This is a genomic window from Devosia crocina, assembly GCF_900116545.1.
Lineage (GTDB): Bacteria > Pseudomonadota > Alphaproteobacteria > Rhizobiales > Devosiaceae > Devosia > Devosia crocina.
On sequence record NZ_FPCK01000001.1, the window covers coordinates 1349927 to 1375710 of the forward strand.

21 protein-coding genes are annotated in these 25784 nt (G+C 62.2%); 19 read left to right on the forward strand and 2 right to left on the reverse strand.

The features are described 5' to 3' along the window. Window positions 1-592: 592 nt before the first annotated feature. A complete protein-coding gene (locus tag BM364_RS06490; RefSeq protein ID WP_139232510.1) occupies window positions 593-871 on the reverse strand; it encodes a hypothetical protein in 279 nt (92 codons plus the stop codon). Window positions 872-1361: 490 nt separating this feature from the next. Between BM364_RS06490 and BM364_RS06495 the strand changes: the two genes are divergently transcribed. The 19 genes from BM364_RS06495 to BM364_RS06585 all read left to right on the forward strand — a co-directional run bounded on the left by BM364_RS06495 (window position 1362) and on the right by BM364_RS06585 (window position 24733). Beyond that, entirely contained in the window at window positions 1362-3503 is a 2142-nt protein-coding gene (locus BM364_RS06495; protein ID WP_139232511.1) for a hypothetical protein, read from the forward strand. A 57-nt stretch (window positions 3504-3560) separates the two neighbouring features. Then, window positions 3561-3824 carry a hypothetical protein gene (locus BM364_RS06500; protein ID WP_092422462.1) on the forward strand — a complete coding sequence of 88 codons (264 nt, stop codon included), beginning with the start codon at window positions 3561-3563 and terminating at the stop codon, window positions 3822-3824. Window positions 3825-3930: 106 nt separating this feature from the next. Continuing rightward, window positions 3931-5052: a N4-gp56 family major capsid protein gene (locus BM364_RS06505; protein ID WP_092422465.1), complete on the forward strand. Its 1122-nt coding sequence runs from the start codon at window positions 3931-3933 to the stop codon at window positions 5050-5052. Between the two features lie 66 nt (window positions 5053-5118). Further along, a complete protein-coding gene (locus BM364_RS06510) occupies window positions 5119-5574 on the forward strand; it encodes a hypothetical protein (protein ID WP_092422468.1) in 456 nt (151 codons plus the stop codon). A gap of 132 nt (window positions 5575-5706) precedes the next feature. Next, window positions 5707-6567 carry a hypothetical protein gene (locus BM364_RS06515; protein ID WP_092422471.1) on the forward strand — a complete coding sequence of 287 codons (861 nt, stop codon included), beginning with the start codon at window positions 5707-5709 and terminating at the stop codon, window positions 6565-6567. A 6-nt stretch (window positions 6568-6573) separates the two neighbouring features. Then, window positions 6574-7281: a phage adaptor protein gene (locus BM364_RS06520; RefSeq protein ID WP_092422474.1), complete on the forward strand. Its 708-nt coding sequence runs from the start codon at window positions 6574-6576 to the stop codon at window positions 7279-7281. Then, the gene (locus tag BM364_RS06525) at window positions 7281-7904 is read left to right on the forward strand and encodes a hypothetical protein (RefSeq protein ID WP_092422477.1); all 624 of its coding nucleotides are present in this window, start codon (window positions 7281-7283) and stop codon (window positions 7902-7904) included. Before BM364_RS06520 ends, BM364_RS06525 begins: the two co-directional genes overlap by 1 nt. Continuing rightward, the gene (locus tag BM364_RS06530; RefSeq protein WP_092422480.1) at window positions 7904-8332 is read left to right on the forward strand and encodes a phage tail fiber protein; all 429 of its coding nucleotides are present in this window, start codon (window positions 7904-7906) and stop codon (window positions 8330-8332) included. Before BM364_RS06525 ends, BM364_RS06530 begins: the two co-directional genes overlap by 1 nt. Further along, window positions 8329-9030: a hypothetical protein gene (locus tag BM364_RS06535; protein ID WP_139232512.1), complete on the forward strand. Its 702-nt coding sequence runs from the start codon at window positions 8329-8331 to the stop codon at window positions 9028-9030. The genes BM364_RS06530 and BM364_RS06535 overlap by 4 nt, the downstream gene beginning before the upstream one ends. Continuing rightward, window positions 9027-9314 (forward strand): phage fiber-tail adaptor protein, encoded by a 288-nt coding sequence (locus tag BM364_RS06540; RefSeq protein WP_092422486.1) that lies wholly within the window; start codon window positions 9027-9029, stop codon window positions 9312-9314. The genes BM364_RS06535 and BM364_RS06540 overlap by 4 nt, the downstream gene beginning before the upstream one ends. Window positions 9315-9316: 2 nt before the next feature. After that, window positions 9317-9805, forward strand: a complete 489-nt coding sequence (locus BM364_RS06545; RefSeq protein WP_092422489.1) for a hypothetical protein — start codon at window positions 9317-9319, stop codon at window positions 9803-9805. A 110-nt stretch (window positions 9806-9915) separates the two neighbouring features. Beyond that, window positions 9916-10674: a glycine-rich domain-containing protein gene (locus BM364_RS18865; RefSeq protein WP_425284871.1), complete on the forward strand. Its 759-nt coding sequence runs from the start codon at window positions 9916-9918 to the stop codon at window positions 10672-10674. Beyond that, window positions 10674-11420 (forward strand): DUF4376 domain-containing protein, encoded by a 747-nt coding sequence (locus tag BM364_RS06555; RefSeq protein ID WP_092422495.1) that lies wholly within the window; start codon window positions 10674-10676, stop codon window positions 11418-11420. Before BM364_RS18865 ends, BM364_RS06555 begins: the two co-directional genes overlap by 1 nt. Further along, window positions 11417-11791 (forward strand): DUF1353 domain-containing protein, encoded by a 375-nt coding sequence (locus BM364_RS06560; protein ID WP_092422498.1) that lies wholly within the window; start codon window positions 11417-11419, stop codon window positions 11789-11791. Before BM364_RS06555 ends, BM364_RS06560 begins: the two co-directional genes overlap by 4 nt. A gap of 15 nt (window positions 11792-11806) precedes the next feature. Further along, entirely contained in the window at window positions 11807-13555 is a 1749-nt protein-coding gene (locus BM364_RS06565) for a hypothetical protein (RefSeq protein ID WP_092422501.1), read from the forward strand. Beyond that, complete coding sequence (locus tag BM364_RS06570; protein ID WP_092422504.1) at window positions 13552-13812, forward strand: hypothetical protein; 261 nt, start codon at window positions 13552-13554, stop codon at window positions 13810-13812. Before BM364_RS06565 ends, BM364_RS06570 begins: the two co-directional genes overlap by 4 nt. Before the next feature lie 76 nt (window positions 13813-13888). After that, on the forward strand, window positions 13889-15400 hold the full coding sequence (locus tag BM364_RS06575; RefSeq protein WP_092422507.1) for a tail fiber domain-containing protein: 1512 nt from the start codon (window positions 13889-13891) through the stop codon (window positions 15398-15400). Window positions 15401-15412: 12 nt separating this feature from the next. Next, window positions 15413-16684, forward strand: a complete 1272-nt coding sequence (locus BM364_RS06580) for a hypothetical protein (protein ID WP_092422510.1) — start codon at window positions 15413-15415, stop codon at window positions 16682-16684. Between the two features lie 81 nt (window positions 16685-16765). After that, entirely contained in the window at window positions 16766-24733 is a 7968-nt protein-coding gene (locus BM364_RS06585) for a PLxRFG domain-containing protein (RefSeq protein WP_175528486.1), read from the forward strand. On the opposite strand, the gene BM364_RS18175 is transcribed toward BM364_RS06585, so the two are convergent. Continuing rightward, window positions 24675-25571, reverse strand: coding sequence for a hypothetical protein (locus tag BM364_RS18175; RefSeq protein WP_139232514.1), 897 nt, complete (start codon window positions 25569-25571; stop codon window positions 24675-24677). The two genes, BM364_RS06585 and BM364_RS18175, sit on opposite strands and share 59 nt — an antisense overlap. Between the last annotated feature and the right edge of the window lie 213 nt (window positions 25572-25784).

Below are 25784 nucleotides of genomic sequence, written 5' to 3' on the forward strand. Positions count from 1 at the left end.
ACCGTGTTAACACAGATGGCAAAGAAGCCCGGCCCTCCTGCTACAGGTAAAGGCGTTCTGGTAGGGGTGAGACTCCAGCCGGATTTGCTCGATGCCGTTGAGCGTTATGCGGAGGCTGAGGAGGATAAGCCGGGGCGCCCTGAAGCTGTGCGCCGAATAGTCAAGGCGTGGCTGGCCGAGCATGGGCATCTTGGCGAGAGCAAAGGGGGGTAGCGACACGTGCAGCACAAACTGGTGCAGAAGTTGCGCGAGGAGCGAGACAGGCTCACAGCTCGCTTTGAAGAGGGCGAGCTATCCGGCTCAGAGTATGCTGCTGATATGGAGGCCATAGCCACTCGGATAGCCCACGCAAGCCTCAAGCCGCCGTCTTTCAGGGACGAAGCGAAGTACTATCTGTGGCGCGGATGGCGCAAGTATGCGGTCTTCGGGCTATTCCTGCTGATCGCGCTGACAGCGGTGATGGTACGGTACGAGGTCGCCACTGCGACAAGCGACGGCACTGCAGTGGCATTCCGACTAGACCGATGGACCGGCACAGTTCATTGGTGCCATCCCGGGCGATGCGACCCCACGCAATGATCCTGAGCCAACATCAATCGCACTGGCGGGTGAAGCGTCGATCTCCGATCTGCAACTCTTCTCCCAGCCCGGACAGTTCTGCTTCGAAGCCATTGTCGCATACCAAATCCGTGGAGATGTCGCTGCGCATGATCGCACAGAGCGTCCCCCATTCGCCCTTCGGCTGGAAGGCGTAATTGTAGTCAGGCAAGCTGACGCGCTCCAAGACACTTCCGTCATCTGCGCGATACCTGCATTCATCACCGAAAGCGTGGCCGCTAGCGATGGCGATGAAAAACAATGCGGTCAGCAAATTACGAATGGCTCATTCCTCCGCAGCTCCTCTCGCTAATTCCTAACGAACTCGGTATCGTCTGCATAGTTGCGCATGGACGTGCATCCCTTATGTGGGAGCGCGTGCTTTGCAAATCGTTGAGATCGTTGATGTCGGTGGCGGCTGGAATAAGGTCCGGCTAGCTGATGGCAATGTGTACACCCTTGATGGTAGCTACGCATGGCGCTCCAATAATCCTGGAAATATTGAGTGGGGTGAATATGCCCGGAGCATGGGCGCCATTGGGCCTGGCGCGGTTCCACCGGGGCGCCAACGCGGATTCGCCATATTTCCGACTCTTGAGGCTGGTCAGCGCGCGCGCGAGGTCCTTCAATTTGAGAGCTCGTCGTATCTCAACGCAGATAACGCGGGACGCTGGGGGCACTCCTACCCCAAGGGCTCAATAGGCGCGGCGATCTACCGGTACGCCCCGCCGGATGAGAACGATACTGAAGGCTATATTCGAGCGGTGACACAGGCGTCCGGAACGTCTGGCCACACACTGCTGAAGGATCTGTCGCCAGACCAACGCGCGGCCTTTCTAGCGGCGCAACAGCGTCACGAAGGCTGGCGCCAAGGTGACGTTTACAACGAGGCAGGCATTCGGCTGCCTCCGTCCGAAATCCCGAATATCGTCGCGTCGGAGCTCGACACCTCGCCGTCGATCGGGCGTCGCGTCCAGCAGATGCTCGACAGCCTACCTCCGATCCCGCGCGACCGGATCGAAGGCACCGCAGCACGAACCCAAGCCACCTTCAACGCCCCGCGACCCATTGCCAAGCCGGGCAGCATCGCCGCCCAGCAGGCCGCCCGCGATGCGCCACCAGTGCCGGCGCCTGTTTCAGATGCTGCAATCGCACGGTCGCGCGCGGCGGATTTTTCCGGCCAGAAGCGCAGCCTGCCGATCATTGGGCGCACGGGCGAGAGCTCTCCGCGGGATCCCGTTGGAGCGATGCCCAGCGCGGCCGAGCTTCGCGCCTTCAACCGCCAGCCGAGCACGGCACCGAATGTGCCGAGCGGGGGGCTTGTGGGGCAAGACAGAGCAGGGCCGCCAAAGCCACCCGCGACACAGACGACGCGGCCCGCATCGTTCGCCGCCGACGATCGGGCTGGACCTGTCACCAGGAGCACGCCGACGGTGCAGCCGGCTGCCGATCTCGCTCTGACGCAGGAGCGGCCGGGGCTGACCCCTCGGCTGTCCGATTCAGGGCGCGTCATGAGCAACATGCCGGGCAGCAGCAGCTTTGTCGGAGCCGAGGCGGGGCCGCGTGCCGTGACACCGAAGTCCAGCCAGTCGCAGCCGACAGCTGCGCCTCTCGAGAGCAAATCGCGCCTTCTCCCCTCGATCGGGCCGAGTGGCCGCGAGCGCTTCGACGATCCCGGCAGCATGCCACGGCCAATTGAGTTGACCGCACTCCGTCAGCAGCAGCCGGGCCAATCTGGCATGGTCGGGCAGGAACGGGTTGCGCCGACCCAGAAGCCAGCAACGACGCCACCGGGCTCGATCACGCGCATCCAGGCGGAAGATCGCGCAACCATGGCTGGCAATAGCCAGATGACGCCAGGCGCCCGCCCGGAAGCGGCCGACTCGCTGGTAAAGCAGGCGGAGGACGCACGGCGCCAGCAGGAGCGTGATACAGCACGCCAGCAGCTGGTCTCCAATGGTATGTCCTATGCCGGCCAAGAACGAGCCGTCGGCATTACCAATCCCAAGCCCGCAACCAGCAACACGCCTCAGGGCAGCACGAAGCCGGGGAACACCAAGCCGACCAGCAGCAGCTCCGGCGCCGCTACAGGGTTGCAGCGCATGGACAGCGTCGGATCGATGCCGCAGCGCGATGAGTTCAACCAGGCCATGGGGTTGCCGTCCTCAACGCAGACTGGCGCGAAGCCGCAGGTTGGCAAGCCTCAGAGCAGCACGAAGCCGATTTCCCAGCGGGTCAACGACGTTCTCGATGCGACGCAGAAACCGGCCCAGGCTCAATCGCCGGCGGACGTTCCAAAATACATCACCACGACAGAGCGCGTGCCGATCACTCGGCCGGGCGGCCAGTCTCCGGTCAAGCCCAGCACGCAGTTCACTGACGGCAGCATTCCCTTGGGCGAGACGCGGCACATGTATGGCCGGGATTCGGTCGCTCAAGCCGAAGCGGGACGCTTGGCTGCGGAGCAGATGCAATTCAAAGTGGTGCAGCGTACCACGCTGAACCCGGAGTGGGTGGAGCAGCAGGCGCCCAAGCCGCAGAAGAAGACCGCGCAGCCAAGGCCCGTGGAAGCGCCGAAACCGCAGAAGCAAGATCCTGTCGAACGTGAACCCAATCTGCTCGAGCGCGCGCGCATGGCGGTCGGTCTGCCAGCCGGCGGGCTGGGGCAGGGGATCGGCGACGGGTTGCGTCAAGGGCTCGGCAACATGTTCGGCCTGACCCGCAGCTCGGGGCCGAAACCGCCTGTCGGCACGGTGCTCGGGACAGCTGCCAATGGCGGGCAGATGATCCAGGGGCACAACGGCGTCAAAAACTCGACGACGCAGAGCAGCCACCATTGGCTACGCATGACCGGCGAGGCCAGCGGTCCATCTAACGACGGGACGGCTCAATCGATCGCGAGCTGACGTCAGAGGGGGTGTGCCCCCGTTCCGTGGAGGGGATTTCATCAAGTTCTCTCTGAGATGATCGCCCGCGCCAGGAGAGCGGAGGGCGAGATGGGTGTGCGGATCGTCAGGTTCGAGGTCGATGGGCAGATCTGGGTGGAGATCCAAGGCAACGCCGTCGTGTGCCGTGATGCCGCCGAAGCGGATGCGCTTGTCGATACGGCCGAGGCCCGGATGGCGCCTTTCGAGAACATCGATAGAGATGTCTTCGGCGAGAAAGGCGTCGAAGCGGAAATGATGCTTTTTCTTGATGCTTACCGCGCCGGCAGATTGGCGCCTTAAGCGCCGCCGCCACACCGCATGCTGACCCGTTGCAAGCTGCCAAGAATTCGCATATGCATTGAGCAGCGCATGAACGTGCATCCCCTCATACAGGAGACGCACCGCCATGCCGGGCCCCACGCAGATCTCATTCGGCGACCCCAAAGCGATCCAGAAGTGGTCTGGCGCGCTATTTCTCGAAACCCAGAAGAAGTCCTACTTCGACCGAAAGTTCGTCGGCACGAGTGACAACCATGTCATTCAGCGCCTGAACGAGCTCGAGTCGGGTCCGGGCGACACGATCCAGTTCGACCTGTCGGTGCAGCTCAAGCAGAAGCCGACCTATGGCGACCAGCGCCTGCAGGGCAAGGAAGAGGGGCTCAAGTTCGCTTCGGACAAGATCGTGATCGACCAGATGCGCCACGGCGTGAGCGTCGGCGGCAAGATGACCCGCAAGCGCACCGCGCACGACCTGCGCACCGTGGGCAAGGATCGGCTAAGTGACTACTGGGCAAAATTTGTCGACGAAATGCATTTTGTATACCTGTCGGGCAGCCGGGGTATCAACGAAGATTTCACCGAAGACCTGACCTGGACCGGCCACGCGACCAACGCGATCGAAGCGCCCGACAGCGGCCACCTCCTCTATGGTGGTGTCGCAACGTCGAAGGCCAGCCTCGCCGCCTCGGACAAGATGAGCAAGGCCGTTGTCGAACGCGCCGAGCTCAAGGCCAAGACGATGCGGTCGACCGACCCGACCAAGTCGAACATGCTGCCGGTCCTGATCAAGGGCGAGCAGCACTATGTCTGCGTCATGAACGAGTTCCAGTCCTACGACCTGCGCCAGGAAGTGGGTGCGGGTGGCTGGCTGGACATCCAGAAGGCTGCGGCTGCTGCCGAAGGCCGCGACAACCCGATCTTCAAGGGCGGTCTGGGCATGATCAACTCGGTGGTGCTCCACGCCCACCAGAGCGGCATCCGCTTCAACGACTATGGTGCCGGCGCCAATGTCATGGCCGGCCGTGCTCTGCTGCTTGGCCGCCAGGCTGGCGTCATTGCCTACGGCTCGTCGGGTGGTCTGCGGTTCGACTGGACCGAAGAAACCAACGACCATGGCAACGAGCAGGTTGTCGCCTCCGGCGTCATCCTTGGCATCAAGAAGACCCGTTTCACCCCTCCCGGTGGCGAACCGTCCGACTTTGGCGTCCTGTCGATCGACACGGCCGCCAAGGATCCGAACGCTCTCTAAGCCGCGACGTAGCCGCTCGCGCCGCAAGGCGCGGGCCTCACCGTACTGGTCACTTCGGAGTTTCCAATGATCATTCAGAGCAGCGCCGCGAAGGGTATCGACAACATCCCGTTCCCGGCTTCCGCTGGCGAAGTCGTCGCCAAGCGCTATTCCATTGCCGTCACTGCTGCCATGCTGGTTGCGAACAACATCTTCGAGATCGCGCCGCTCCCCGCCGGCTGCGTGCCGCGCGAGTTCATCCTCGACACCGATGATCTCGATACCGGCACTGCGCTGACATTCGACGTCGGCCTGATGTCCGGCGAGTTCGGCGACCGCGACCAGGCGCGCACCTGCGACGACATCATTCTGGACGGCACCAATGTCGGCCAGGCCGGTGGCGTTGCCCGCCCAACCCTCAAGTCTGCCTACCGTATCGGCCAGTCGACGCAGAATCGCTCAATCGGCGTGAAGGTCGCGACGGCGCCAGCCGGCGCACAGGGCGGCACGATCGGGCTCACCGTGTTTTACGTGGCGGGATAAGCGGCACCCCGCCCACGTAGATCGGCGGCGCGCTGTACTCCTCCTCCCGCAGCAGTCGCCAACCAAGAGGGTGAGACGGTTAAGCCATTGGCCGTCTCACCCTTTTCACTTTCAACATGAAGGCTATCCGCTATGGCTCTGATTGAATGCAAACTTGGCCCGACTGAAACGAACGTTGGCGGCCAGGGCTATGTGTTTTCCTATGACGAGCTGCGGCGCGCCGTCAGCAAGGTCCATGACCTGGTGCACATCAAGTGCTTCCTCTCGGTGCAGCACTATCAAGAGGTGCCCACTGTTGCCGAGGTCCTCGCCGCGCGCGCTACTGCGCCGGCACCCGAGCTCAAGACATCGATCGAAACGCTACTCGGTTCGACGGTCCTTCCGGACGAAATCGTGTTCTCGCCAGCCCACAAGCTTACGCTGGGCTATCTCGTTTCGCACACCGTGGCGGAGTCGGGCCTCACGCCAGAAGAGTGGAACGGCTTGACGCAGGACGAGCGCGAACAGCGCCTCGACGCAACGGTGGACGCCATCCAGGCGCAGGTTGATCGCGAGATTGCGACCGAGGCGCAGAAGGCGGCTGATGCTCAGGCATTGAAGGACGCCGAGGCCGCTCGCATTGCCGAGGCTGCTGCGGCAGAGGCCGAAGCACAGCGCCTTGCTGAGGCAGAGGCAGCAGCAGCTGCCGCAGCCGAAGAAGCCGCGGCCGCCGAGCGTCTTGCCAAGTCCAAGGAAAAGGTCATCGACCCGATCGTCGACATTGCCGGTCTTGGTCCAGCAACAGCGGCCAAGCTCGCCGAGCTCGACATCACGAGCTTCTCGCAGATCGCCGCATGGGACGAACAGACCATTGCCATGCTCGACACCGATCTGGGCCTCAAGGGCGCCATCAAGCGTGGCGACTGGGTGGGCCAGGCGAAGGTGTTTCAGCAGCTCAAGGACGAGGCCGCAGCCGAGGCAGCTGCCAAAGCTGCCCAGCAGAACCAGGGGTAAGCCGCAATGGTGTCCGGCGTCGGCATTCTCAAACGGGCCGGCATCCTGCTCCAGGATGAAGATTACGTGCGCTGGACAATCCCAGAGCTCGTCGGCTGGGTAAACGATGGCGTCAAAGCCATTGTGCTGGCGAAGCCGTCCGCATCGTCAGAAACCCGCGTGCTGACATTGGAAAAGGGCACTTTGCAGCGCGTGGCGCAGGTCGAGAATGCTGCAACCGCACTTGCCCTTCTTTCGATCAAGCGAAACATCACCAGCAGCGCTCCCGCGCGCATTGGTGGGCGGTCAGTGACCGTCGTGTCGCACTCGGTTCTTGAAGCCAGTTCTCCAGACTGGCACGACCCGGTCAGAGGTCGCTTTTCCAAGGACGTCCGGCACTACACTTACGACGAGAACGTGCCGCTGGAGTTCTATGTCTATCCCGGTAACACCGGGGAGGGGATGGTTGAAGCGGCAGTCTCGACGGTGCCGGCCGATCTCGCAGCGAGCGGCGCACCCGACAGCATCGACAGCTATGCCGCTCCCATCGGCTTGCCCGAACCTTATTCGGGGCCTGTCCTCGACTATGTTCTGCACCGGGCGTTCTCCAAGGATGCGCTGGAAGGTGCACCGGGCCGCGCGCAGATGCACTACGCGGCCTTCGCCTCTGCGATCGGCCTCAAGATCCAAGTCGAGCGGGCGTCGAGCCCGAATGCTGCTCGCGGGGGTGCATAATGCGTCCGCTTGAAGATCTTCTGCCCCGGGTCCTTTCGATGGCCCCCAGCTGCCCCTCTCCGATTGCGGAGGGGTATATCCTCGAGGCGGCAATCGAGCTCGCGGGGAAGGCACTCTTCTGGCGCGAGACGGACAGCTTCGACATCTCCGCACCTGACTATGAGGTGCTGACACCATTTCCCGATGCAACGATCGTCAAGATCGAGGACGCGCGGTTCGATGGACGCAAGCTCGAGCCGATCGACCCCCAGCGCCTCGACGATGAATTGCCGGGCTGGCAGTCTGCGGACGCGCCGGAAGGTGCGCCTCAGTTCATCACCCAGCTCAGGCCCGGCACGGTTTCCGTGGCTCCTCGAACGCGAGGCAAGCTGACGCTGCGGTGTGTTCTGGTGCCGTCGATAGATGCTCGAACCCTGCCGGACTTTATGGTGACCGACCATGGAATCGATATCGGCAAGGGCGCAATTGCCCGGGTGCTGATGCATCCCAAGGGCGAATGGGCAAATCCCCAGGTCGGCGGTCTCTACCTGGCCGAGTTCCAGTCGATCCTTGTCCGTTCGCATCGCAAGGCTCTCAAGGGCCAGCAGAACGCTCCTCTCCGCACCAAACCGAGTTTCCTCTGATGCCCGCCAGCACAAGCGCCGCCCACGACATTCTCGACCTCTATTTGCGCGGTGTTGCTCCGGCTACGCCCACACGGGTGTGGATGGCTTTGCATACCGGAGATCCCGGGGCGGACGGCACGGCCAACGAAGTCAGTGCGGCGAACTGGCCGTCTTACGCGCGGCAGGATCCTGCGGCCGCCGCAGCGATCGCAACTGGTTTCAGCGCTGCTGCCGGCAAGGCCAGCTCAAACCTCAAGGAGATGCTGTTTCCGGAGAATGATGGCGCCGGAAATGTGACGATTACCCACGTCACCATCCGCACTCATCTGACCTCAACAACGGCTGCAACCTGCAAGCTGATCGGCACCCTGATCCAGCCAAAGACGGCGGAACCGGGGGATCAGCTCAAGTTCAAGATTGGCGAAGTGGATTGGTCGGTCGAGTGATGCTGGACAACGGCGTTTTCAACGGCGCGTGCATCAACCGGCTTCCCATCAACGGAAGCGGGATGATGCGCGAAGGCTCGGCAGCCGGCGAGATCACCGTTGCCGGCACAGCTGCCGCTGTTCGCTTGCGCCTTGGCGCAGCTGTCGGTGGTATCGCCGCAGCCGGGACCGCCTCGGCCGTGCGGCAGCGCCTCGCCTCAGTCGCGTCGGGGCTCGCCGTGGGCGGGGCTACCATGGCGCGCGCGCTTCGCCGCGGGATCAGCGCTGCCACCCTCGAAGTCGTCGGCACGGCAAAAGCCAATCGGGTGCATGCCAGTGGAGCCGCAGGCGAGGTTGCCATATCGGGCAGCGGGCTCGTGCGTGCATTCCGGAGCGGCGCCGCGCATGGCGTTGTTGCCGTCGCGGGCGAAGCCGTTGCTCGACGCATGAGACTGGCAAGCGCCACGTCCGTGGTCGCGATCCTGTCGGCAGTCAGCGCCCGGCGGATCGTCCATCCGAGCGCATTCGGCGCTATCGACATTATCGGCGAAGCCGTGGGGAGCTATGCCAAGCTCGAGCCGACGGAGTTCGAGCGTATTCTCGTCGTTGCGGCTGAGGATCGCGGGTTGACCGTGCGCGCCCACGACCGGGGCCTGGCTGTTTCTCCCGAAAGCCGAGGCGCTCTCGTAAGGCACGAGAACCGGAGGTTCGGCACATGAGCTCGATGCTCGGGGTCAAGACCAAACGACCGAACGACGTCCTCGATTACGACGTCGATATACAGCAAGCGTGGCTGGAGCCCGGCGACATCGTCGATACCGCTACTGCTGTGATCTCGGGCGGCACCGCCGAGATCAACAACACTGTGGTCAGCAATGGCGTGGTGCGGGTCTGGGTCGCCGGCGGCGCCGTCGGCGAGACCAACACCGTGACAATCACCCTGAACACGTCCCAAGGCCGCACCAAGGAAGTGGCCTTCCAACTTCGGATCGCAATGAGGTAGCCATGGCCGTACTGCTCAGAAACAATGCCACCTCTTTGCTCGCCGCAGACATTACCGCCGGCGCGACAGCCCTGACCATCAATGCCGACCAGGCAGGGCTCTTTCCCACGCCTGCCAATGGGGACTGGTTTCCTCTCACGCTGCTCGATGCGGCTGGGAATATGGAGATCGTGCGCGCCACTGCCCGCGCGGGCGCCACGATCACTGTGGTTCGCGCCCAGGAAGGCACGACCGCAAAGAGTTTCGGGGCCGGCTCTCGTGTCGATCTGCGGATGACAAGTGCCGTATTCTCGGCAGCTGTCGCCGATGCCGTCACCGATGCCGTTGCAAGCGCTGTTGGCAGCAAGGCCGAGGTGAACCTCAGCAATGTGAGCCAGGCAGATGCCCGAACAAAGGTAGGCAGTGGAACAATGGCTTACCGCAATGTCACAATCTCAACCTCCGATCCAACAGCCGGCGCAAACGGCGATTTCTGGGCGAAAGTGATCTGAAGATGCTTTCGGTGCGAGAAGCCGGGGTCTGGAAGGAAGTCGAAATGCTCTACGTTAAAGACGCTGGGGTTTGGAAAGAAGCTACTGCTCGCGGCGGACCGCGAGGCGCGATGGTCTGGACTACCCCCGGCACTTATACCTGGACCGTTCCTGAAGGCGTCACATCGATCTGTGCTGTGTGTGTCGGCGCGGGTGGTACTGGCGAGTCCCGTGCAAATATTGGCGGCAGTCCTCAAGGCGGGGGCGGCGGCGGGCTGGCTTGGGGCAACGATATACCTGTCACTCCTGGACAGGTACTGAATATCGTTGTTGGTGCTGCTGCGACTTCTGGACGATCTGGCAGCACCATACTCCACTTTGACTGGCTGATCGCAACTGGTGGCAATAAAGGCGGCTCCTTCGGCCCAGCTCCTCCAACCACTGACGGCACCGGCGGCACTTCGGGGGGCACCAAACGCCAGGGCGGTGGTAGCGGCGGAACGGGAGGTCACGTCACCTCTGGTGCAGGAGGCGGGGGTGGCGCCGGAGGCTATAGTGGTGATGGCGGCAGAGGTGGTGGTTTCCTGGGCGATTTTGCGCAGGGTCAGGGTGGAGGCGGTGCGGGTGGTCAGCATACCGTCAGCAACACCGCTGGCCAGTCTCGCGGCGGCGGCGGTGTTGGCATCTATGGTGAAGGTCAAAACGGCCTGATTTCAGGCGGTGGCGGATCAGGCGGACAAAACTCACCTTTGGCCGGCGGCGGAAATTTTGGTGGCGGCAGCGGATCCCGCAACAATAGCTCCGTCATAGTGCCAGGTGCGAGCGGCGCGATCCGCATTATCTGGGGCGAAGGTCGAGCTTTTCCCAGCACTGACACAGGATCAGATTGATGAACACGACCCTTTACGCTCTTGTCGAAAACGGAATTGTAACGCGCACGGGCTCTCGTCCAAAATGGAAGGATGAAAACGGCCAGCCGGTTTCTGATGCCGTGCTTCGTGCCGGCGGCTATCAGATCGACGACGAAGGGAAAGTGCTGTTTGATGCTGATGGCAATAAGCTGTTGGCGACAGATCGGCCTGGCTGGTTCCCGGTTCGGGAGCATCCTCAGTATGACGTTCACACTTCGCGCTTAGTCGTGTTTTCCGAATTGGCCCACTGGCCAGTGAATGTCGATGATGTAGGCCCGACGGCACAAGTCATAGCTTTGAGCCCCGAGGAACAGAAGCACGCGTTGCAAGGCGCGCAATCGAGAGCTATCGAGCGCATCAAATCGGTTGGTGCTCGTCTGATGTCTGAGGGTTTCGCCTACGACTTTGGGGGCGAGGTGGGCGTTCAGCATCTTCAGCTTCGAGATGCTGACGACAAGGCGAATTGGCTCACAGCCAAGGATAAGATGCGCGATGCCATCGCAGCGGGTTACGGCGACGCTCCTGTTGCCCCAATGCGGACGGCTGAAAACAACACCCCTCTGGTCACTCCCAACCAAGGGGTGGTCATCTTATCGGCTCTTTCCAATTGGGCGGAACAGATGTTTGCCACCTCCTGGGCCAAGCAAGACGCCATCCGGTCTGCCACTGATATCTCCACCTTCAAAGCCCTTGAGGCATCCATCGAGGAAGGCTGGCCGGTATGAGCCTGTTCACCGGTAGCGGCGCGGTTTACCCGTTTCAGGCGGCCGATACCGGAGAATGGTCCTGGGTGCTTGCAGAGGATCTCGCCTGGGAGGTTCGCGGGCCCGAGGCGACTTTCACAATCACCGTTCCAGCGTTCTTCCAGACCGATCTCGGTTCTGTTCCGCCACTTGCGCGATGGCTGATCAATCCTGCCGACCCCCAGCTCGCTAAGGCATTCGTGCTGCATGACTATATTCTGCAAGCCTTCGGCCCACAGAAGCAGCCCTTCGCTGCCTCCCAACTCTATGAGGCACTGCGTGCGCTCCGGGCCCAAAGGTGGAAGAGCAAGACCATCACGGCGGCAGTCGTGCTCGGTATCGACGACTGGTGAATCGGAGATCCAGCCATGGTGGTAATCAAGTTTGCGGGCTTCACCGGCGAGCAGCCGCGGATCATCCCGCGCCTGTTGCCCGATAGCGGCGCGCAGAGCGCAGTCGACGTGCGCCTGGATGATGGTGGCCTTACCCCCATGCGGCGCTCCAAACGCACGGCCAAGCTCGCGAGCAGCGGCCAGAAGACCATATTTCGGCATGGCTCTGCCTGGTTGAGCTGGCCGGGAATAGTCCATGCCGTGCCGGGTCCGGTGGCAACCGATCGCCTCTATTTCACCGGAGACGGCGCCCCCAAGATGCGGGTAGGCGAGAACACCTATCCCCTTGGCGTCCCGCACCCGACAGGTGCACTGACTGCCACTTTGGCAGGGACTGGCGCAGGCGATGTGCAGACACGCACCTATGTCTATACCTGGGTGACAGAATATGGTGAGGAATCCGAGCCGTCGCCGCCCGCGGCCTCGGTCGACTGGAAACCGGGAAACACCGTTACCTTGAGCGGGTTCGCGGCGCCCCCGGCGGGGCGTGGCATTATCAAGCAGCGGATCTATCGGACGCAAACAGGTCGAGCGGCCGGAACGTATCTCTACTTCATCGCCGAGCGAAATGCCACGGCCGCCAACTTCAACGACGCCATTCCGGTCGACGCCTTCAACGAGCCGTTGCGGACGGCCGATTGGAACGCGCCACCTGACAACCTTCAGGGGCTGATCACGGTGGCGAACGGGATAATGGCCGCTTTTGTGGGCAAGGACCTCTACTTCTGCGAGCCATTCCACCCCCATGCGTGGCCCGAGAAATACATCCTGACGATGGACTATGAGATCGTGGCGCTTGCGGCGACCCAGACCTCGATCATGGTTGTTACCAAAGGGACGCCTTACATCGTGGCAGGCGCGCATCCGGACAGCATGCAGCAGGTGAAGCTTGAAGCGAACCTGCCGTGCATCAATGCCCGCGGCTGCATCGATCTCGGCTTTGCCTTTTGCTATCCCAGCAAAGAAGGCCTCGTCGCGATCCGCGCCGATGGATCGGTGGGGCTCGTCAGCGGGGCACTCTTCAATACCGAGGAGTGGCAGAGGCTGTCACCTCAGACGATGGTGGCCGGTCAGATGTCCGGGCGCTATGTGGCGTTCTACGACACGATCGACGATGACGACTTCCGCCGTGCCGGCGCGCTCTTCATCGATGTCGGTCAGCAGCCCTTTTTGATCCGGTCGAGCGCTATCGCCAGCGCGACCTTCTATGACGTTGAAAAGAGCGAGCTGCATTATCTGGCGACCGGATCGACCGACATTGTCCAGTTGGACCCATTGGATGCGCCGAGGGCCAATATGTACTGGAAGAGCAAGCCTTTTGTCCTCGGAGCTCCAGATACGTTCGGTGCGATCCTGATCGACACCGATGTGCGGTTGTCCGGCAATGAAGAGGCGGAAGCCCAGGCCGAGCTCGATGCGGCCATTGCCGAAAATGAAGCGCGGATCGCAAACGGCACTCATAAAGGTCCGATAAACGCCAGCGTCTTGAACGATGTTCCTCTTGCAGGACATGAGCTCGTGCCGCTTCCAACATTTGAGCCCAGCCTTGTTATCGGCGTCTATGCCGATGGAAAGCGCGTCGCGTCCATCTCGGCCACTGGCCGGCCGGTACGCCTGCCCGCGGGCTTTCTGGCACGCACCTGGGAGATTGACGTGAGCGGCACCATCAAGGTGGCGCAGGTCGCGATCGGGCGCACCGTCGAGGAGCTGAGAGGGGTCGTATGAGCCATTTCCGTGATGCGCGTCTTGTTGAGGACCTCGAGCTGTTGGTGGGCTCACGCGCGCGGGGCAAATCGCGCGCGGCCGTGCGGATCGAGGACATCGAGGCCCTGCTACAAGTCCCGCGAAACCTCCGCTCTAAGAAGGCTGCTGGCGCGACAGTCGACCCGGCGGAGTTCAACGCCCTGGTTGATGATCTCACGGCTTTGTACGACATCATGCGATCTCTGGCGGACGCCCTGCAGGGTCGTGTCCGACCTTAGTGGTTTACCCAAAACGGCGCCTGAGATAGTTTGCCGATGAAGCGCATGGACGTGCTCCTTAAGAAGGAAGCGCGTCATGGCTGCAAGTCGAAGTGGGCGGGTGCTGGAGCCCAAAGTTAGTGTCGTACCGTCTCGCGAAGCACAGCAGTACGAAGTAGCCACCAGCTCACGTGTTCCGGTCATAGTCGAAGGCGGCGAGCCGCCGCGCGGGGTCAATTCCGGAGGCACCACCGGGGGCGATGCGAACGCGCCCAAGCCGCCCACGCTTGAAGAGCGGATCCTTTCCAACGCAGATAGCCAGTCCTCACTCGGCACGGACTGGCTGAACTTTGCCAAAGATCAGTGGAATCTGTCCTCTGGGCGGCAGGCGGAGCTCGACGAGCTCTACAAGAAGATGAGCGCCGAGCAGCTCGAGCTGACCAAACAGCAGCTCGAATACACGCGCGGCGTTACCAACAAGCAATCCGCCATGGCGGACGCGCAGCTGGCATTGGCGACCAAAGTCGCCAATCAGCAGATGCAGATCGCTGACTGGCAATTCCAGGTCGCGAAAGAAGACCGCGAGCGGTACAACACCAAGTTCAAGCCGATCGAGGATCAGTTCATTGCCGAGGCGAGCAATTATGCCTCGCCGGAACGGCTTGCACAGGTGGCCGCAGAAGCGAAAGCCGACGTGCTCACCGCTGCCGAGCAGAGCAAAGAAGCAGCCCGGCGCCAGTCTGCCGCGATGGGCATCAACCCAAACAGCGGTCGGTTTGCCGGTATCGAGCGCGCAGGCGAACTGGGTACAGCTCTCGCCTCCGCCGGCGCGCAGAACAATGCCCGAACCGCAGCGAAGGACAAGGGCCTGGCGCTCAAGGCCGACGTCGCCAATCTCGGGCGGGGGCTGGCGGCCACATCGGCCCAGGCGACCGCGCTTGGGCTCAATGCAGGCAGCGCCGCAACCAGCGGCACGACGGCTGCAACGGGCTTGGGCCTGCAAGCTGGCAACTCCGCCATCGGAAACATGAACTCTGCAATCGGGCTCGGTATCGACACCCGTTCGAGCATTCTTGGCGCCGGTCAGACCAACCAAAGCATGTTCAACAATTCGACCAGCATTGTGAACCCAGGCTTTGGCGGCGCGCTGACCGGACTGCAGGGGCAGGGCGCGACGCTCGGCAATTTCTACAACACCCAAGTCGGCATCCAGCAGCATAATCAGCAGCGATCAGACAACAACTTCAACGGCATCATGGGAGCGATCGGTACTGGCCTCGGTCTCTTCCTCTCGGACGAGAACGTCAAAGAGGACAAGCGCCCCATTCCCGAAGGCGAGGCCCTCGACAAAGTCATCGATCTGCCTGTCGAAAGCTGGCGCTACAAGGAAGGCGTCGCCGACGAGGGCGAGCATGTCGGCACCTATGCCCAGGACTTCCAGGAGGTCACAGGCAAGGGCGACGGCCACACCATTCCAGCCCAGGATGCGATCGGGCTCACCATGAAGGCTGTGCAGGACCTCAACAGCAAGGTCGATCGCTTGGCGAAAGCGGTCGGCATTGCGCCACCCGCCAAGAAGAAGCCCGCCCAGCTGCCGCTGGCCGCATAAGGAGACACGGAAATGTTCGGCATTGGCCTTGGTGGTTTCGTTGATGGGTTCACCCGCGGCATGGGCTTGCGCGAGGAGATGAAAGATCGCGAGCAGAACCGGCTTGACCGGGCGGAAGATCGGAAATGGCGAGCCGAAGATCGCGCCTTCCAGCAGGAGGAGCGGGCATTCGCTCGATCGGAGCGCCAACGCCAGTTGGGACAGCGCAACCGTATCGAAGCCATCCAGTCCGACGCGCGGCAGGAATTTGCCCAAGGCGTAGAGGCGGGCACCTATAAGGAAAGCGAGTTCGACAAGTTCTGGGTCGAATACGCCATGCCGCGCCTGCAGGGTGAATATATCATGCAGGGCGACATCGACTCGGCAAAGGCGCTGGCCGACTGGAGCACCAGCACGAATTCAACGCGCGGTCGAAACCTGTTTGCGACGGCTCTTGCGCACTACCAGTCCGGCAACCACGCCAAGGCGCTCGAGATTGCCAGCGAGGCCGCCAACCTGCCTGGATATGGCCCTGGCATGGATTTCCGCGTTGAGGAGCTCACCACCAAGAAGGGCGACCATGTCGGATGGGCGGCCGTCTACACCGATGCCGATGGGAATGAGTTCCAGCAGGAGATGGACGACGAGGACGTCGGCACCTTCATCTCCGGACTTCTCAACCCGCAGGCTACTTTCGAGGCGGAGCGGGCCGCCGCCGCGAAGGCAGCCGAACGGCAGACGGAGCTCGAGACATACGAGTCCAAAAAGGAAATCGACCAGCGCTACAGCACCACGAATGACAGGAGCCGGGCGGATGCTATCAAGGCACTGCGGGATCAGTACAAGCCGGACCCGTTCGACGATAGCAAGGTCAGTTTCGACGCTATGCCGCGCGAGGAGCAGGAACGGCTGATCGCGCAAGAGCTCAGCTTGCAGCAGGGCGGCTCAAGCCAAATGGCGCCCACCCCTCGCGTCATTGTCGACAACCAGACAGGCCAGCGGGTTCAGCCATCCAGCGCAAGCTCCGGACAACCTGCACCGGGTCTGGGACAGAGCCCGAAGCCGAGCCAGACGGAGAACCCGGCCGTTGGCATCTCGCCGCGTCCGAATGCGGTGATCAATGGTGTCGAGGATCCGAGCTTGCCGGCCCCGCCAAGTGCTGCCGAGGCGGTCGATATGGCCGCGCGCGAGATGGTCAATGGTGGCGACCCGCAAGCAATTGCTCGCCAGCTGCAGGCAATGGGCGTGCCCCAAAGCAAGTGGCCTGAAAGCGTGACCCGCCCGTTGACGCAATCGGGCCGCTGACAGTCTCCTCAATAGCCCGTATAAGCATGGCGTTCGCCGCGCATGGACGTGCAGCATACTCTTACGGGAGCACTGCACGTCATGGCTATTGTCGTAAAATCGGGTCACAAATTTTCCGACCCGATGGGTCTCTACCGCAACCGCCAGAACCCGCTGGACGCTAGGGTCAATGGCGTAGATCCCGCGGATGCGATTACGCCCATCAGCGCAACTGCGCCGGGCGAAGATCCCGCCATTCAGGCCGAGCGCCTGGCGGTCGAGCAGGCGAACAGCGAAACCAAATCCACCCTCAAAAGGCTCAATGCCGCCGAGCCGGGCCGGTATGAGGCCGTGGACGAACCGAACCTGACCGCATGGCAGGAAGAGTGGCAGGCACGCCAGCCCGGTTGGCTTGAAGACACCGCGCGAATCTTCGGCGGTTCCGTCGCCAAGGGCACCGGATCCATCGTCTCGGGTCTCGGCAACGCGATCACCGCGCTCGGCAATGCGACCACGACGCGCGCAATAAACTCAATTTTCGGAACAGAGTACGGTCAGGCCAACCCGCTCGGCGCGCCAGCTGACTGGATCAACAATCTTGGTGAAAAGACACAGGAGGGTGTGTCCTACGCCACGCGCGAAGCAATCGCCAACTCTACGCCTGAAGGCGACCTTTTGGATCCGTCCACCTGGAGCCTGGGCAAGGCACCCAGTCTGCCGGGGTACGCAGCTCTGACGCTCGACGTTTTCGGGCAGATGACGCCGGTTATCGCGGCGGCCGTGGTGGCCGGCCCCGCCGGTGGCGCCGTGATCGGCGGCTTGCAGGGAGGTGGCGCAGCAGGCCAGCAAGCCGAGGCCATCATCGACCAAATGGCGGAAGAGCCGGGCCTGCTCGAGAAGGAGTCGGCGTTCTATCGCGAGCAGATCGCGGCCGGCCGATCACACGAGGAGGCACTCGCCGCCACCAAGGCAGCTGCGGCACAATCCGCCTTCCTCATGACCGCTCCGATTTCCGGCCTCGGCGGCTTTGCCACCAGCAAGATACTCGACCCGGCCACGGCCGTGTTGCAGGGCAAGAACATCGTTGCGCGCATTCTTGGCCGTGCGGGCTTGTCCGCTGTCGAAGAAGGCGTGCAGGAAGCCGCAGAAACCGTCGCCACCAATGCCGGTGTGAATGTCGGCGCCGGCACGAATCTCAACCTGACGGACGGGACATTCGGTGACTTCCTGCTGGGCGCTCTGGCGGGCAGCGGGCCGGGTGCTGTGGCCGGGGCATTTTCCAAGGGATCTGCCGATACCGGTGACGAAAGCGCCGCTCCAGTTGCCGGAATGGCCGAGGCGGTTGCGCAAAGTCCTGATCAGGTTGCGCCTGCGGCCGAGATGGCTGCGCCACCCGCCCAGACCCAGCCGCCCGGTGGCGTGCTCACCCGTGCGCGTCAGCATGGAGCCGAGCAGGCGCCTGCGACGGGCGCCGGCGAAACTCTGCTGGTCAACGACCCAGCATTGCCGGGGCAGGGCGCCGGACCATTGCACGGTCAGGCGGTGCAGGTGGCGCCAAATCAGACTGGCACTGACCCCGACTGGCTGCGAGTCCTGCTCGATGACGGCAGCGAACAAGACGTGCCCAAGCGCCTCCTGCAAGGCACTGACGGCACGCCCTTGCGCCCAGACCCTCAGGCGACCGCAGCGCCGATCGCGGTTGCCCGCGACGAGCCGGGACTGCCCAGCGCCGGTCAGCGCGTGATCGTCGAAGCCGAAGGCCTCGCTCCCTTCAATGGACAGGTCGAGCAGTTCATCACCAACGAGGACGGCAGCGTTGAAGCTATCGTCATCGACGATGATGGCGAGGTGCTGCAGGTGCCCCGGGAAGCGGTGCGCTCGCTCAACCTTTCATCGCACGAGGTGGAGGCCATGGAGATGGCCGATAATCCACCTCCGCCTATGCCGAATATGCCAGAGGCCGGCGGTCGCAATCGACAACTGCCGAACGAGCAGGGTCAGGTCAGCACAGTCGTCTTCCCCGATGACACCCACGCCGCTCTATATGACTTCGGCGCGCAAACGGCACAAACACGGCGCCTCGATCGGGCAACGGGGGAAAGCGCGCTGGCGCGCGCCCAGGCACCGCTCGATATGGCACGGGTCCAGCCCATTGCTGATGCTCTTGGGGTTCGACCCGAGGACATTGCTGAAATCGCCGACGACTATCGCTACCGTGTGCAGCGGGCCGCGCGCAACGCGACCGCCGGCGGCACGACGCAGATGCACGGCCTCAATCCCGAGCGGATGAAGGCATGGCGGGCGGCGCGCTCCGAGGTGCCGGCGGTAGAGGGTGCGGTTGAGGAAAGCGAAGCAGCGGCACCAATCTCGGACGATGCAACCTGGTGGAGCGAACTGGGCCCCGGCGCACGGAAGGCTGCTCTTGCCTCGGCCGGAGTGAAACGCACCGAACGGGTGGAGTGGGAGAAGTTCACCAAAAACATCCAGCGCAAGCTTGCTGGCGTGAGGGTGGAGATGGATGGGCTCGATCGGGCGCGAGCCGCATCCCAGGCTTTGGATGCTGACGCCGCGACGCTGGCCAGCACTGCTGAAATCGCGCCATTGGACGTTGCTTCCGATAACAGCCAGACTGCTGAGTTCTCGTCGGAGATGCCTCCTGCTTCTGAAGAACAGGAGACATCGGGCGTCACCCTAGATGTCGCTGCGCAAGAGGCTGCAACATCGCCTGCCAATGAGCGCCCCGAACCCTCGCAGGCGCAGAAGGAGGCAGGCAACTACAAGCTGGGTCACGCTCGGGTCGGCGGCCTCGACCTCTCGATCGAGAACCCTGCCGGATCTGAGCGCAAGGGTGTCGACAAGGACGGCAAGGCCTGGTCGGTCGAGATGAAGAGCCACTACGGCTACATCAAAGGCACTGTGGGGAGGGACAAAGACCACATCGACATCTTCGTGAAGCCAGGCACAGAAGCACTTGATGCAGATGCTCCGGTCTTTGTGGTCGACCAGGTCGACGAAAAGGGACGCTTCGACGAGCACAAGGTCATGCTCGGCTTCCGCGATTTCGATGAGGCGCGAGCGGCTTACCTAGAGAACTATACCACGGGCTGGGAGGGCCTTGGCGGGCTCGGCACGACTGATCTTCGGGAGTTCAAGCGCTGGCTGAAAGAAGGCGAGACAGCCAAGCCCTTTGGTACACTGGCAACAACCACGGTGCCGGAAACTACAGTCGCCACCACCTCGGCAACGGATGATGGTACGCGCAGCGAGGTCGATGGGATCGAGGCCGCGCTGTCGCTTGCCAACACCTTTGCCGACCCACTCGATGTGGCGCAACGGTGGATCGGAGATGCCGAGAAGACCGAGGCAGAGCTTGATACACTTCGGACATCGGCGCGTCGCGTCGAACGTTCGATCTATGCCAAGCACAATGTCCGCAACGCTTCGGAGGCAGAAGACGCGCAGCTGACCGAAAAGGAGCAGCAGTTCCTCTTCTACGGCGAAGGCCCCACCGATCGCGAAACCCTCAATGCGATTGGTGACATGATCGAGCCCATCGGCGATGCGCGCGATGCACGTGCTGAACTTGCCAGAGCGATTGCTAAACTGCCGGACCAAGCCGACTACGAGGGCATGGGGATTGACGGCAAGATCAGTGTGGGCCGTCTCCTCGTACTAGGGTCGGAGATACAGCGCCTCGGCCTAGATGCTGAAGCGACGCTGATGGAAGCCACCCAGAGCGTTGCCGATCGCTACCGGGACGCGGACGACGCTGAATTCATGGTTCGAAGCGCGCTCGAGCGGCTACGTCCATTCATCAGCATGAACAGAGAACCCGCTCCCGCGGCCAATGCTGCGAAGCGTCTTGAAGTGGCGCAGGAGACGCTTGCCGCGGCGGAAGCGACTGATGCCGGCAAGCCTGGGCCTGACTTTGCTACCTTCCGAGCGGCGTTGCCGCTTGACGAAAGTGGTGACCCAGACCTTGACGGCGCCGGGCGCCGAATCCTCGACGATGTAGGTGGGCAAGGCATTGCTTGGGCTCGGCTAAGCGACAGCCAGAAGCGCAAAGCTCTCGGCGTTGCGCAGTCGGAAAGTCGCAGAAACTCACGTGAAGGGGTGGAGCCGGTTGCAGTGATCACCGGCAACGAACTCGGCGTGGAGTTCAAAGGGCCGGATAATATGCCCGCGCTCCGCCGAGCGGCTGCGAAGTGGTACGATGACAATCTGATTGGCACCACGGCTACCATGCAGGACGGAACCGTCGTCCACTTCAACAAGCGCGGTCGGAAAGAGAGCACGCAGGGCCGCAAGGGCGACCTCCTGTTACGATCGGTGCCTGCAATTCGGGACATCATCGAAAAAGGTGAGGTGGTGCTCCGTGAGCCCGGAGACCGGGAACGCGTACAAGAGCGTCTCGTGATCCGCGCGCCGGTTCAGCTGCTTGGACGCGTGCGATCGCTGGTGGTCAGCGTGCACCGAATGGCCGACGGCAGCTTTCAATACGACTTCAACACGGATCGGGAAGACGGGGGCCCGGGGGCCAGTGTACCCGGCGGGCAGGCGAGGCAAAGCCTCGCGGAGGTCGGCTTGGAAAGCGCCCCCGTGGATATGAATATAGGCTTCTGGCGTCCCGCGCGCAAGCAACAGGGGACGACTGAGGCTGTCCGCAGTCAGCTGCGGGACAGCGCGCTTGGGCACCTCGTCGATGCTCTTGAGCAGACCGATCGACTGCGCATCGTCACCAGTGCCGATATAGATTCCGGTGGCGAGGGCGTGCAGGGTTGGACCGATCCAGATGGCACAATCACGCTTGTAGCCGATCAGATCGACAGCGACCCTGCGGCGGTCCTGCTGCACGAGGCATTTCACTCGGGCGCTCACGATCTGCTGGGAAGCACCCAGTGGCGCCAGCTGATGATGCGTCTCGCCGGCCTCTATCGGCAGTTCGAGCAGTCGAAGGGTAGGGCACGCGATTTCTTCGACGCAGCGCGGGCGCGGGTGGAATCCGCTGAGGCAGCAGGCGACAGGCTGACGGAAGGTCTGCGTGTCGAGGAGTTCGCCGCCTATGCGATCGAGGAGCATGCCTCCGCGCCGGCGGCCCTTTCAAAATGGGTGGACGAGGTTATCGGTGCCATTAAGGCTTGGGTGCTGAAGCGTTTCGGCCGCCAGGTGGGCGCGATCACGCCGGCCCAGCTGCAGGCTATTGCCAAGTACGCGCTGCAGGACGGCCTGAGTATCGGCGAGGGACCGTTAGCGGGTATGGCGTCTCGCCGGAAGTCGATAGCCGCGCGCACAGGCCTTTCAGCGCCACAACTCGATAAAACGGCGATCACTGACTACCTCGCGGGAAAGCTCACCGACCTGAAGCCTGCGATGTTGGCCGCCATTCCGCTCAACTACTTCACCGAGCTCAAGCGGCCGGGGATGGTGGCGGTGGACCACTACCTCAAGGTCAAGCGCCAGATGGACGCTTACCGGGGAGAGAAGCATGCGTCCGTCGATGCCGTGGCGCAGCAGTGGCAGAAATATGCGGGGCTGGGTTTTGGTGGCGGCAAGATCGAAGGAAAGACGAGGGCGGCCGCGCTCGCCGACCTCATGCACGAGGCGACGCTGCGCGGGATCGACCCGAGCCAGACGGATGAAGACACAAAGGCAAAGCCGGGCTACCAGCAGCTTCGCGAGCGTTTTCTTGCCATTCCGCCAGCGGGTAGGGCGCTCTTTGAGAAAGTCCGCGACACCTATCGCGAGCAGGCTGACGAGCTGGACGCGATCCTCCTCGACAATGTCCGCAAAACCCAAGAAGTGGCATTCCGTCGCGCAGAGGACAAATATCGCGAAAAGCTTGAAGAGATCAAAGCCAGCGACCTGAAAGGCCTAGATAAATCGAAGGCGGAGAAGGATGCGCAGGACGTCTATCAGGGAGAGATGCGCCGCGCGACTTACAACATGAAGGCCCGCATGACCAAGCTGCGCCTGGCCTTCGAAGCCAGCCGAGTGCCGGCACCATATTTCCCCTTGGCGCGCTTCGGGCAGTATTTTGTCACTGTGCGCGATGTTGATGGCACGGTGGTCAGTTTCTCGAAGCGAGAGACGGATGCTGAACGCCGCCAGCTCGAGCGCTCCATGAAGCAGGCTTATCCCAACCTGCGGGTTGAGAGCGGCCTGATGGCAGAGAAGAGCAGCGGACGCGACCGCATGGACCCGCGCATCGTCGCCGAGATTGAAAGCCTCCTCGGAGATGCCGACGTAGACGCTTCCGTTATGGATGCCATTTGGCAGCGATACCTCGAGAGCATGCCCGACCTCAGCGCTCGCAAGCGCTTCATCCACCGTAAGGGTATTGCCGGTTTCGACGGGGATGCACTGCGGACCTTTGCCAGCAATCAGTTTCATGCCGCCCACCAGATGGCGCGGCTCAAGTTCGGTATCGACCTGCAGGAGTTGAGCGACCAGGCGGTCGACCAAGCCAAGGAGGCTGATGATCCGATCCGCGGCATGCAGCTGGCAAATGAACTGTCGAAGCGCCATGCATGGGTGATGAACCCCACCGGTAGCCAGGCTGTTCAGGCGGTGACCTCAACCATGTTCACCTGGTATCTCGCCGCATCGCCGGCGGCCGCTATCGTCAATATGGCTCAAACTCCGATGATCGCCATACCCGTGCTGGGCGCCCGTATGGGAGGCGTGGGTAAGGCAACGGCGGCTATTGCCAAGGCATCGGCTGACGTCATCAGGGGCAAGGGCTCCGCGCGAAATGCAAACCTGACCGCCGAAGAGATGAAGGCCATGGAGGCCTTCTACGAAAGCGGCATGATTGACCGAACGCAGGCTCATGATCTCGCCGGCGTTGGCGAAGTAGGGCTGGCCTATTCACCCCTCCGACACAAGATCATGGCGGTCATCTCCTGGGCATACCACAATGTTGAGGTGTGGAACCGCGAAGTGACGGCCCTGGCCGCCTACCGCCTTGCGCGGGAGCAGGGACATCATCAGGGCAAAGCGATCGACATCGCTCATGATCTGACTTGGCAGTCACATTTCGACTATTCCAATGCCAGCCGCCCGCGCGTCATGCAGGGCGATGTGCAGAAAATCGCCTTCGTCTTCATGTCGCACCAGGTGAACATGTGGTACCGGCTCTTCCGCGACATACACCAGGCCGTGAAAGGCGAAAGCCCGCAGGCCCGCAAAGAAGCTCGGTACCAGCTGGCCGGTATCATGGGCATGACGACGCTCTTCGCCGGCACGACCGGACTCTTCGGCTACAATGTGCTCATGGCGCTGGCAGGGCTCGCCTTTGATGATGACGATGATCCGCGCAGCTTTAAGGAGGAGATGGAGGGTCACATCATCGATCTCCTCGGCAAGGATCTTGGCGGGATCGTACTGAAGGGTGCCCCGGGCCATCTCACCGGCGTGGACCTGACCAGCCGTCTCGGTATGCCGGACTTCTTCGTCCGCGCGCCAAATAGCGGCGCGGAGGGCAAGGACTGGTTCCAGGACCTTCTGGTCAACGCCTTCGGTGTTGTGCCGGCCACCTTCCTCAGCACCGTGGACGGGGCGGGTCTGGTTATGGAGGGCAAGGTTGCGCGAGGTCTTGAGGTAATGGCGCCCAAGGCAGTGAAGGACGCGATGCAGGCCTGGCGCTACTGGAACGAGGGCGTGCTGAGCCGCCGCGGCGACGTCGTGCTGGCGAAGGATGGCGAGACGGTGCTCGACGGCTTCATTGAGCTGATTGGTTTCACCCCGGCGCGTGTCTCCGAAACGTATGAGCGCATGGGCACGCTGAAGGATGCGGAGCGGCATGTGCTCGACGAACGGCGCGAGCTGATGAACCGGTTTGCGCTGGCAATAGCAACTGGAGACCCTGACGCCCGAAAGGCTGCGATGGAGGCCATCAGGAACTGGAATCGCAAGCCTTATGCGCGAGCTGTGCCGATCACGTCAGACAGCCTGACGCAGTCGCTGCGGTCGCGAGCACGGACGGCAGCAAAGCGAGAGGACGGGGTTTTGATCACCGATCCGGAGCTGTCGCGGTGGCTGAGGGCGATGTTGCCGGAGCGGGTATACTAGCGGTGTCCCGCTGGATCAGGTTGTGGACGTCAACGGCCATTTGCGTGAGGATTGGTTCCAGAGACTGAACCTTCCCCTTCATGTCTTCGTGCCGCACCCCTTCTTCCGTCACGCCATTGCGATGCGTGCAATCATGCCGAATGGCTACGGCTGCAAAGAGTTGGGCGCGGGTTTGCGAATCCTGCGGCAGCAATCCTCGCCCGAACGTCACTCGGAAGATCGCCTCGATCTTTTGGAAGTTGTGGTAGAGCAACTTCCGGAGATAAACCCGTACGCGCTGCTTCACCAGCTCCGGGCCCACGAGCACATCAGCCAGCGAAACCTGGACTGTCCTCAGTTCATCGATGCCATTGAGCATTTTCAGCAAGACAACATCATCTTCCATGGCGGCTCTAATCAGGCTGTCCGCCAGATAGGCCTCGATCGCGGAAAAATGTTGAACGAAAATCATCCGGTAAAGCGCGTCGCCGACCACCGTGGTGCCTGCGGCCATGATTGCGTCGAGCTCTCGACGAGCTTGCATGTAAACATCAATAGGGCTGTCAGGTGGGTCGTAGTTGTCGACCTCATCGTCTGGCCAATCCACCACTTCATAATGCGCGTCTACTGGCACCTTGGGATGACCAATTAGCTCAGCGAAGGCTCCGGTCGTGCGCGAGTAGACTTGGACCTCAAGGTCGTTATGGCAACTCGAACAGCTTAGATAGTGGTCGTCGATGTTCTCGGATTCGCCATCCGTTTCCGCGGTATAGTCGGGTAGTGGTCCATCAAAATATTCCCCGACAGCGCTGCCGCAGTTAGGACAGCGGAAGCTAATTGCGACATAGGTGCGATACATTGTGTTTCTCCTCTTGCCGCTAGAGACTCATCTCTCGCACTGGCTGGATAGTTGGTGCTGCGAAGCTATGTCTCTACACCGGTCCAGGCGACGATTTCCTCAAGACGTGCTGTGCACATCTTTATCGAGATCAAAGATCGCGCGGCTATTTTGAAGAAGCCAGCGGTGGCGTTTCCCAGCGCTATTATACCACTCTCCATACATCGCTTCTGA

Excerpts from the sequence above, each read along its gene's own strand:
- BM364_RS06500 (WP_092422462.1), top strand. The coding sequence starts at position 3,561 with ATGATCGCCCGCGCCAGGAGAGCGGAGGGCGAGATGGGTGTGCGGATC.
- BM364_RS06505 (WP_092422465.1), top strand. The coding sequence starts at position 3,931 with ATGCCGGGCCCCACGCAGATCTCATTCGGCGACCCCAAAGCGATCCAG.
- BM364_RS06510 (WP_092422468.1), top strand. The coding sequence starts at position 5,119 with ATGATCATTCAGAGCAGCGCCGCGAAGGGTATCGACAACATCCCGTTC.
- BM364_RS06515 (WP_092422471.1), top strand. The coding sequence starts at position 5,707 with ATGGCTCTGATTGAATGCAAACTTGGCCCGACTGAAACGAACGTTGGC.
- BM364_RS06520 (WP_092422474.1), top strand. The coding sequence starts at position 6,574 with ATGGTGTCCGGCGTCGGCATTCTCAAACGGGCCGGCATCCTGCTCCAG.
- BM364_RS06525 (WP_092422477.1), top strand. The coding sequence starts at position 7,281 with ATGCGTCCGCTTGAAGATCTTCTGCCCCGGGTCCTTTCGATGGCCCCC.
- BM364_RS06530 (WP_092422480.1), top strand. The coding sequence starts at position 7,904 with ATGCCCGCCAGCACAAGCGCCGCCCACGACATTCTCGACCTCTATTTG.
- BM364_RS06540 (WP_092422486.1), top strand. The coding sequence starts at position 9,027 with ATGAGCTCGATGCTCGGGGTCAAGACCAAACGACCGAACGACGTCCTC.
- BM364_RS06545 (WP_092422489.1), top strand. The coding sequence starts at position 9,317 with ATGGCCGTACTGCTCAGAAACAATGCCACCTCTTTGCTCGCCGCAGAC.
- BM364_RS18865 (WP_425284871.1), top strand. The coding sequence starts at position 9,916 with ATGGTCTGGACTACCCCCGGCACTTATACCTGGACCGTTCCTGAAGGC.
- BM364_RS06555 (WP_092422495.1), top strand. The coding sequence starts at position 10,674 with ATGAACACGACCCTTTACGCTCTTGTCGAAAACGGAATTGTAACGCGC.
- BM364_RS06560 (WP_092422498.1), top strand. The coding sequence starts at position 11,417 with ATGAGCCTGTTCACCGGTAGCGGCGCGGTTTACCCGTTTCAGGCGGCC.
- BM364_RS06565 (WP_092422501.1), top strand. The coding sequence starts at position 11,807 with ATGGTGGTAATCAAGTTTGCGGGCTTCACCGGCGAGCAGCCGCGGATC.
- BM364_RS06570 (WP_092422504.1), top strand. The coding sequence starts at position 13,552 with ATGAGCCATTTCCGTGATGCGCGTCTTGTTGAGGACCTCGAGCTGTTG.
- BM364_RS06575 (WP_092422507.1), top strand. The coding sequence starts at position 13,889 with ATGGCTGCAAGTCGAAGTGGGCGGGTGCTGGAGCCCAAAGTTAGTGTC.
- BM364_RS06580 (WP_092422510.1), top strand. The coding sequence starts at position 15,413 with ATGTTCGGCATTGGCCTTGGTGGTTTCGTTGATGGGTTCACCCGCGGC.
- BM364_RS06585 (WP_175528486.1), top strand. The coding sequence starts at position 16,766 with ATGGCTATTGTCGTAAAATCGGGTCACAAATTTTCCGACCCGATGGGT.
- BM364_RS18175 (WP_139232514.1), bottom strand. The coding sequence starts at position 25,571 with ATGTATCGCACCTATGTCGCAATTAGCTTCCGCTGTCCTAACTGCGGC.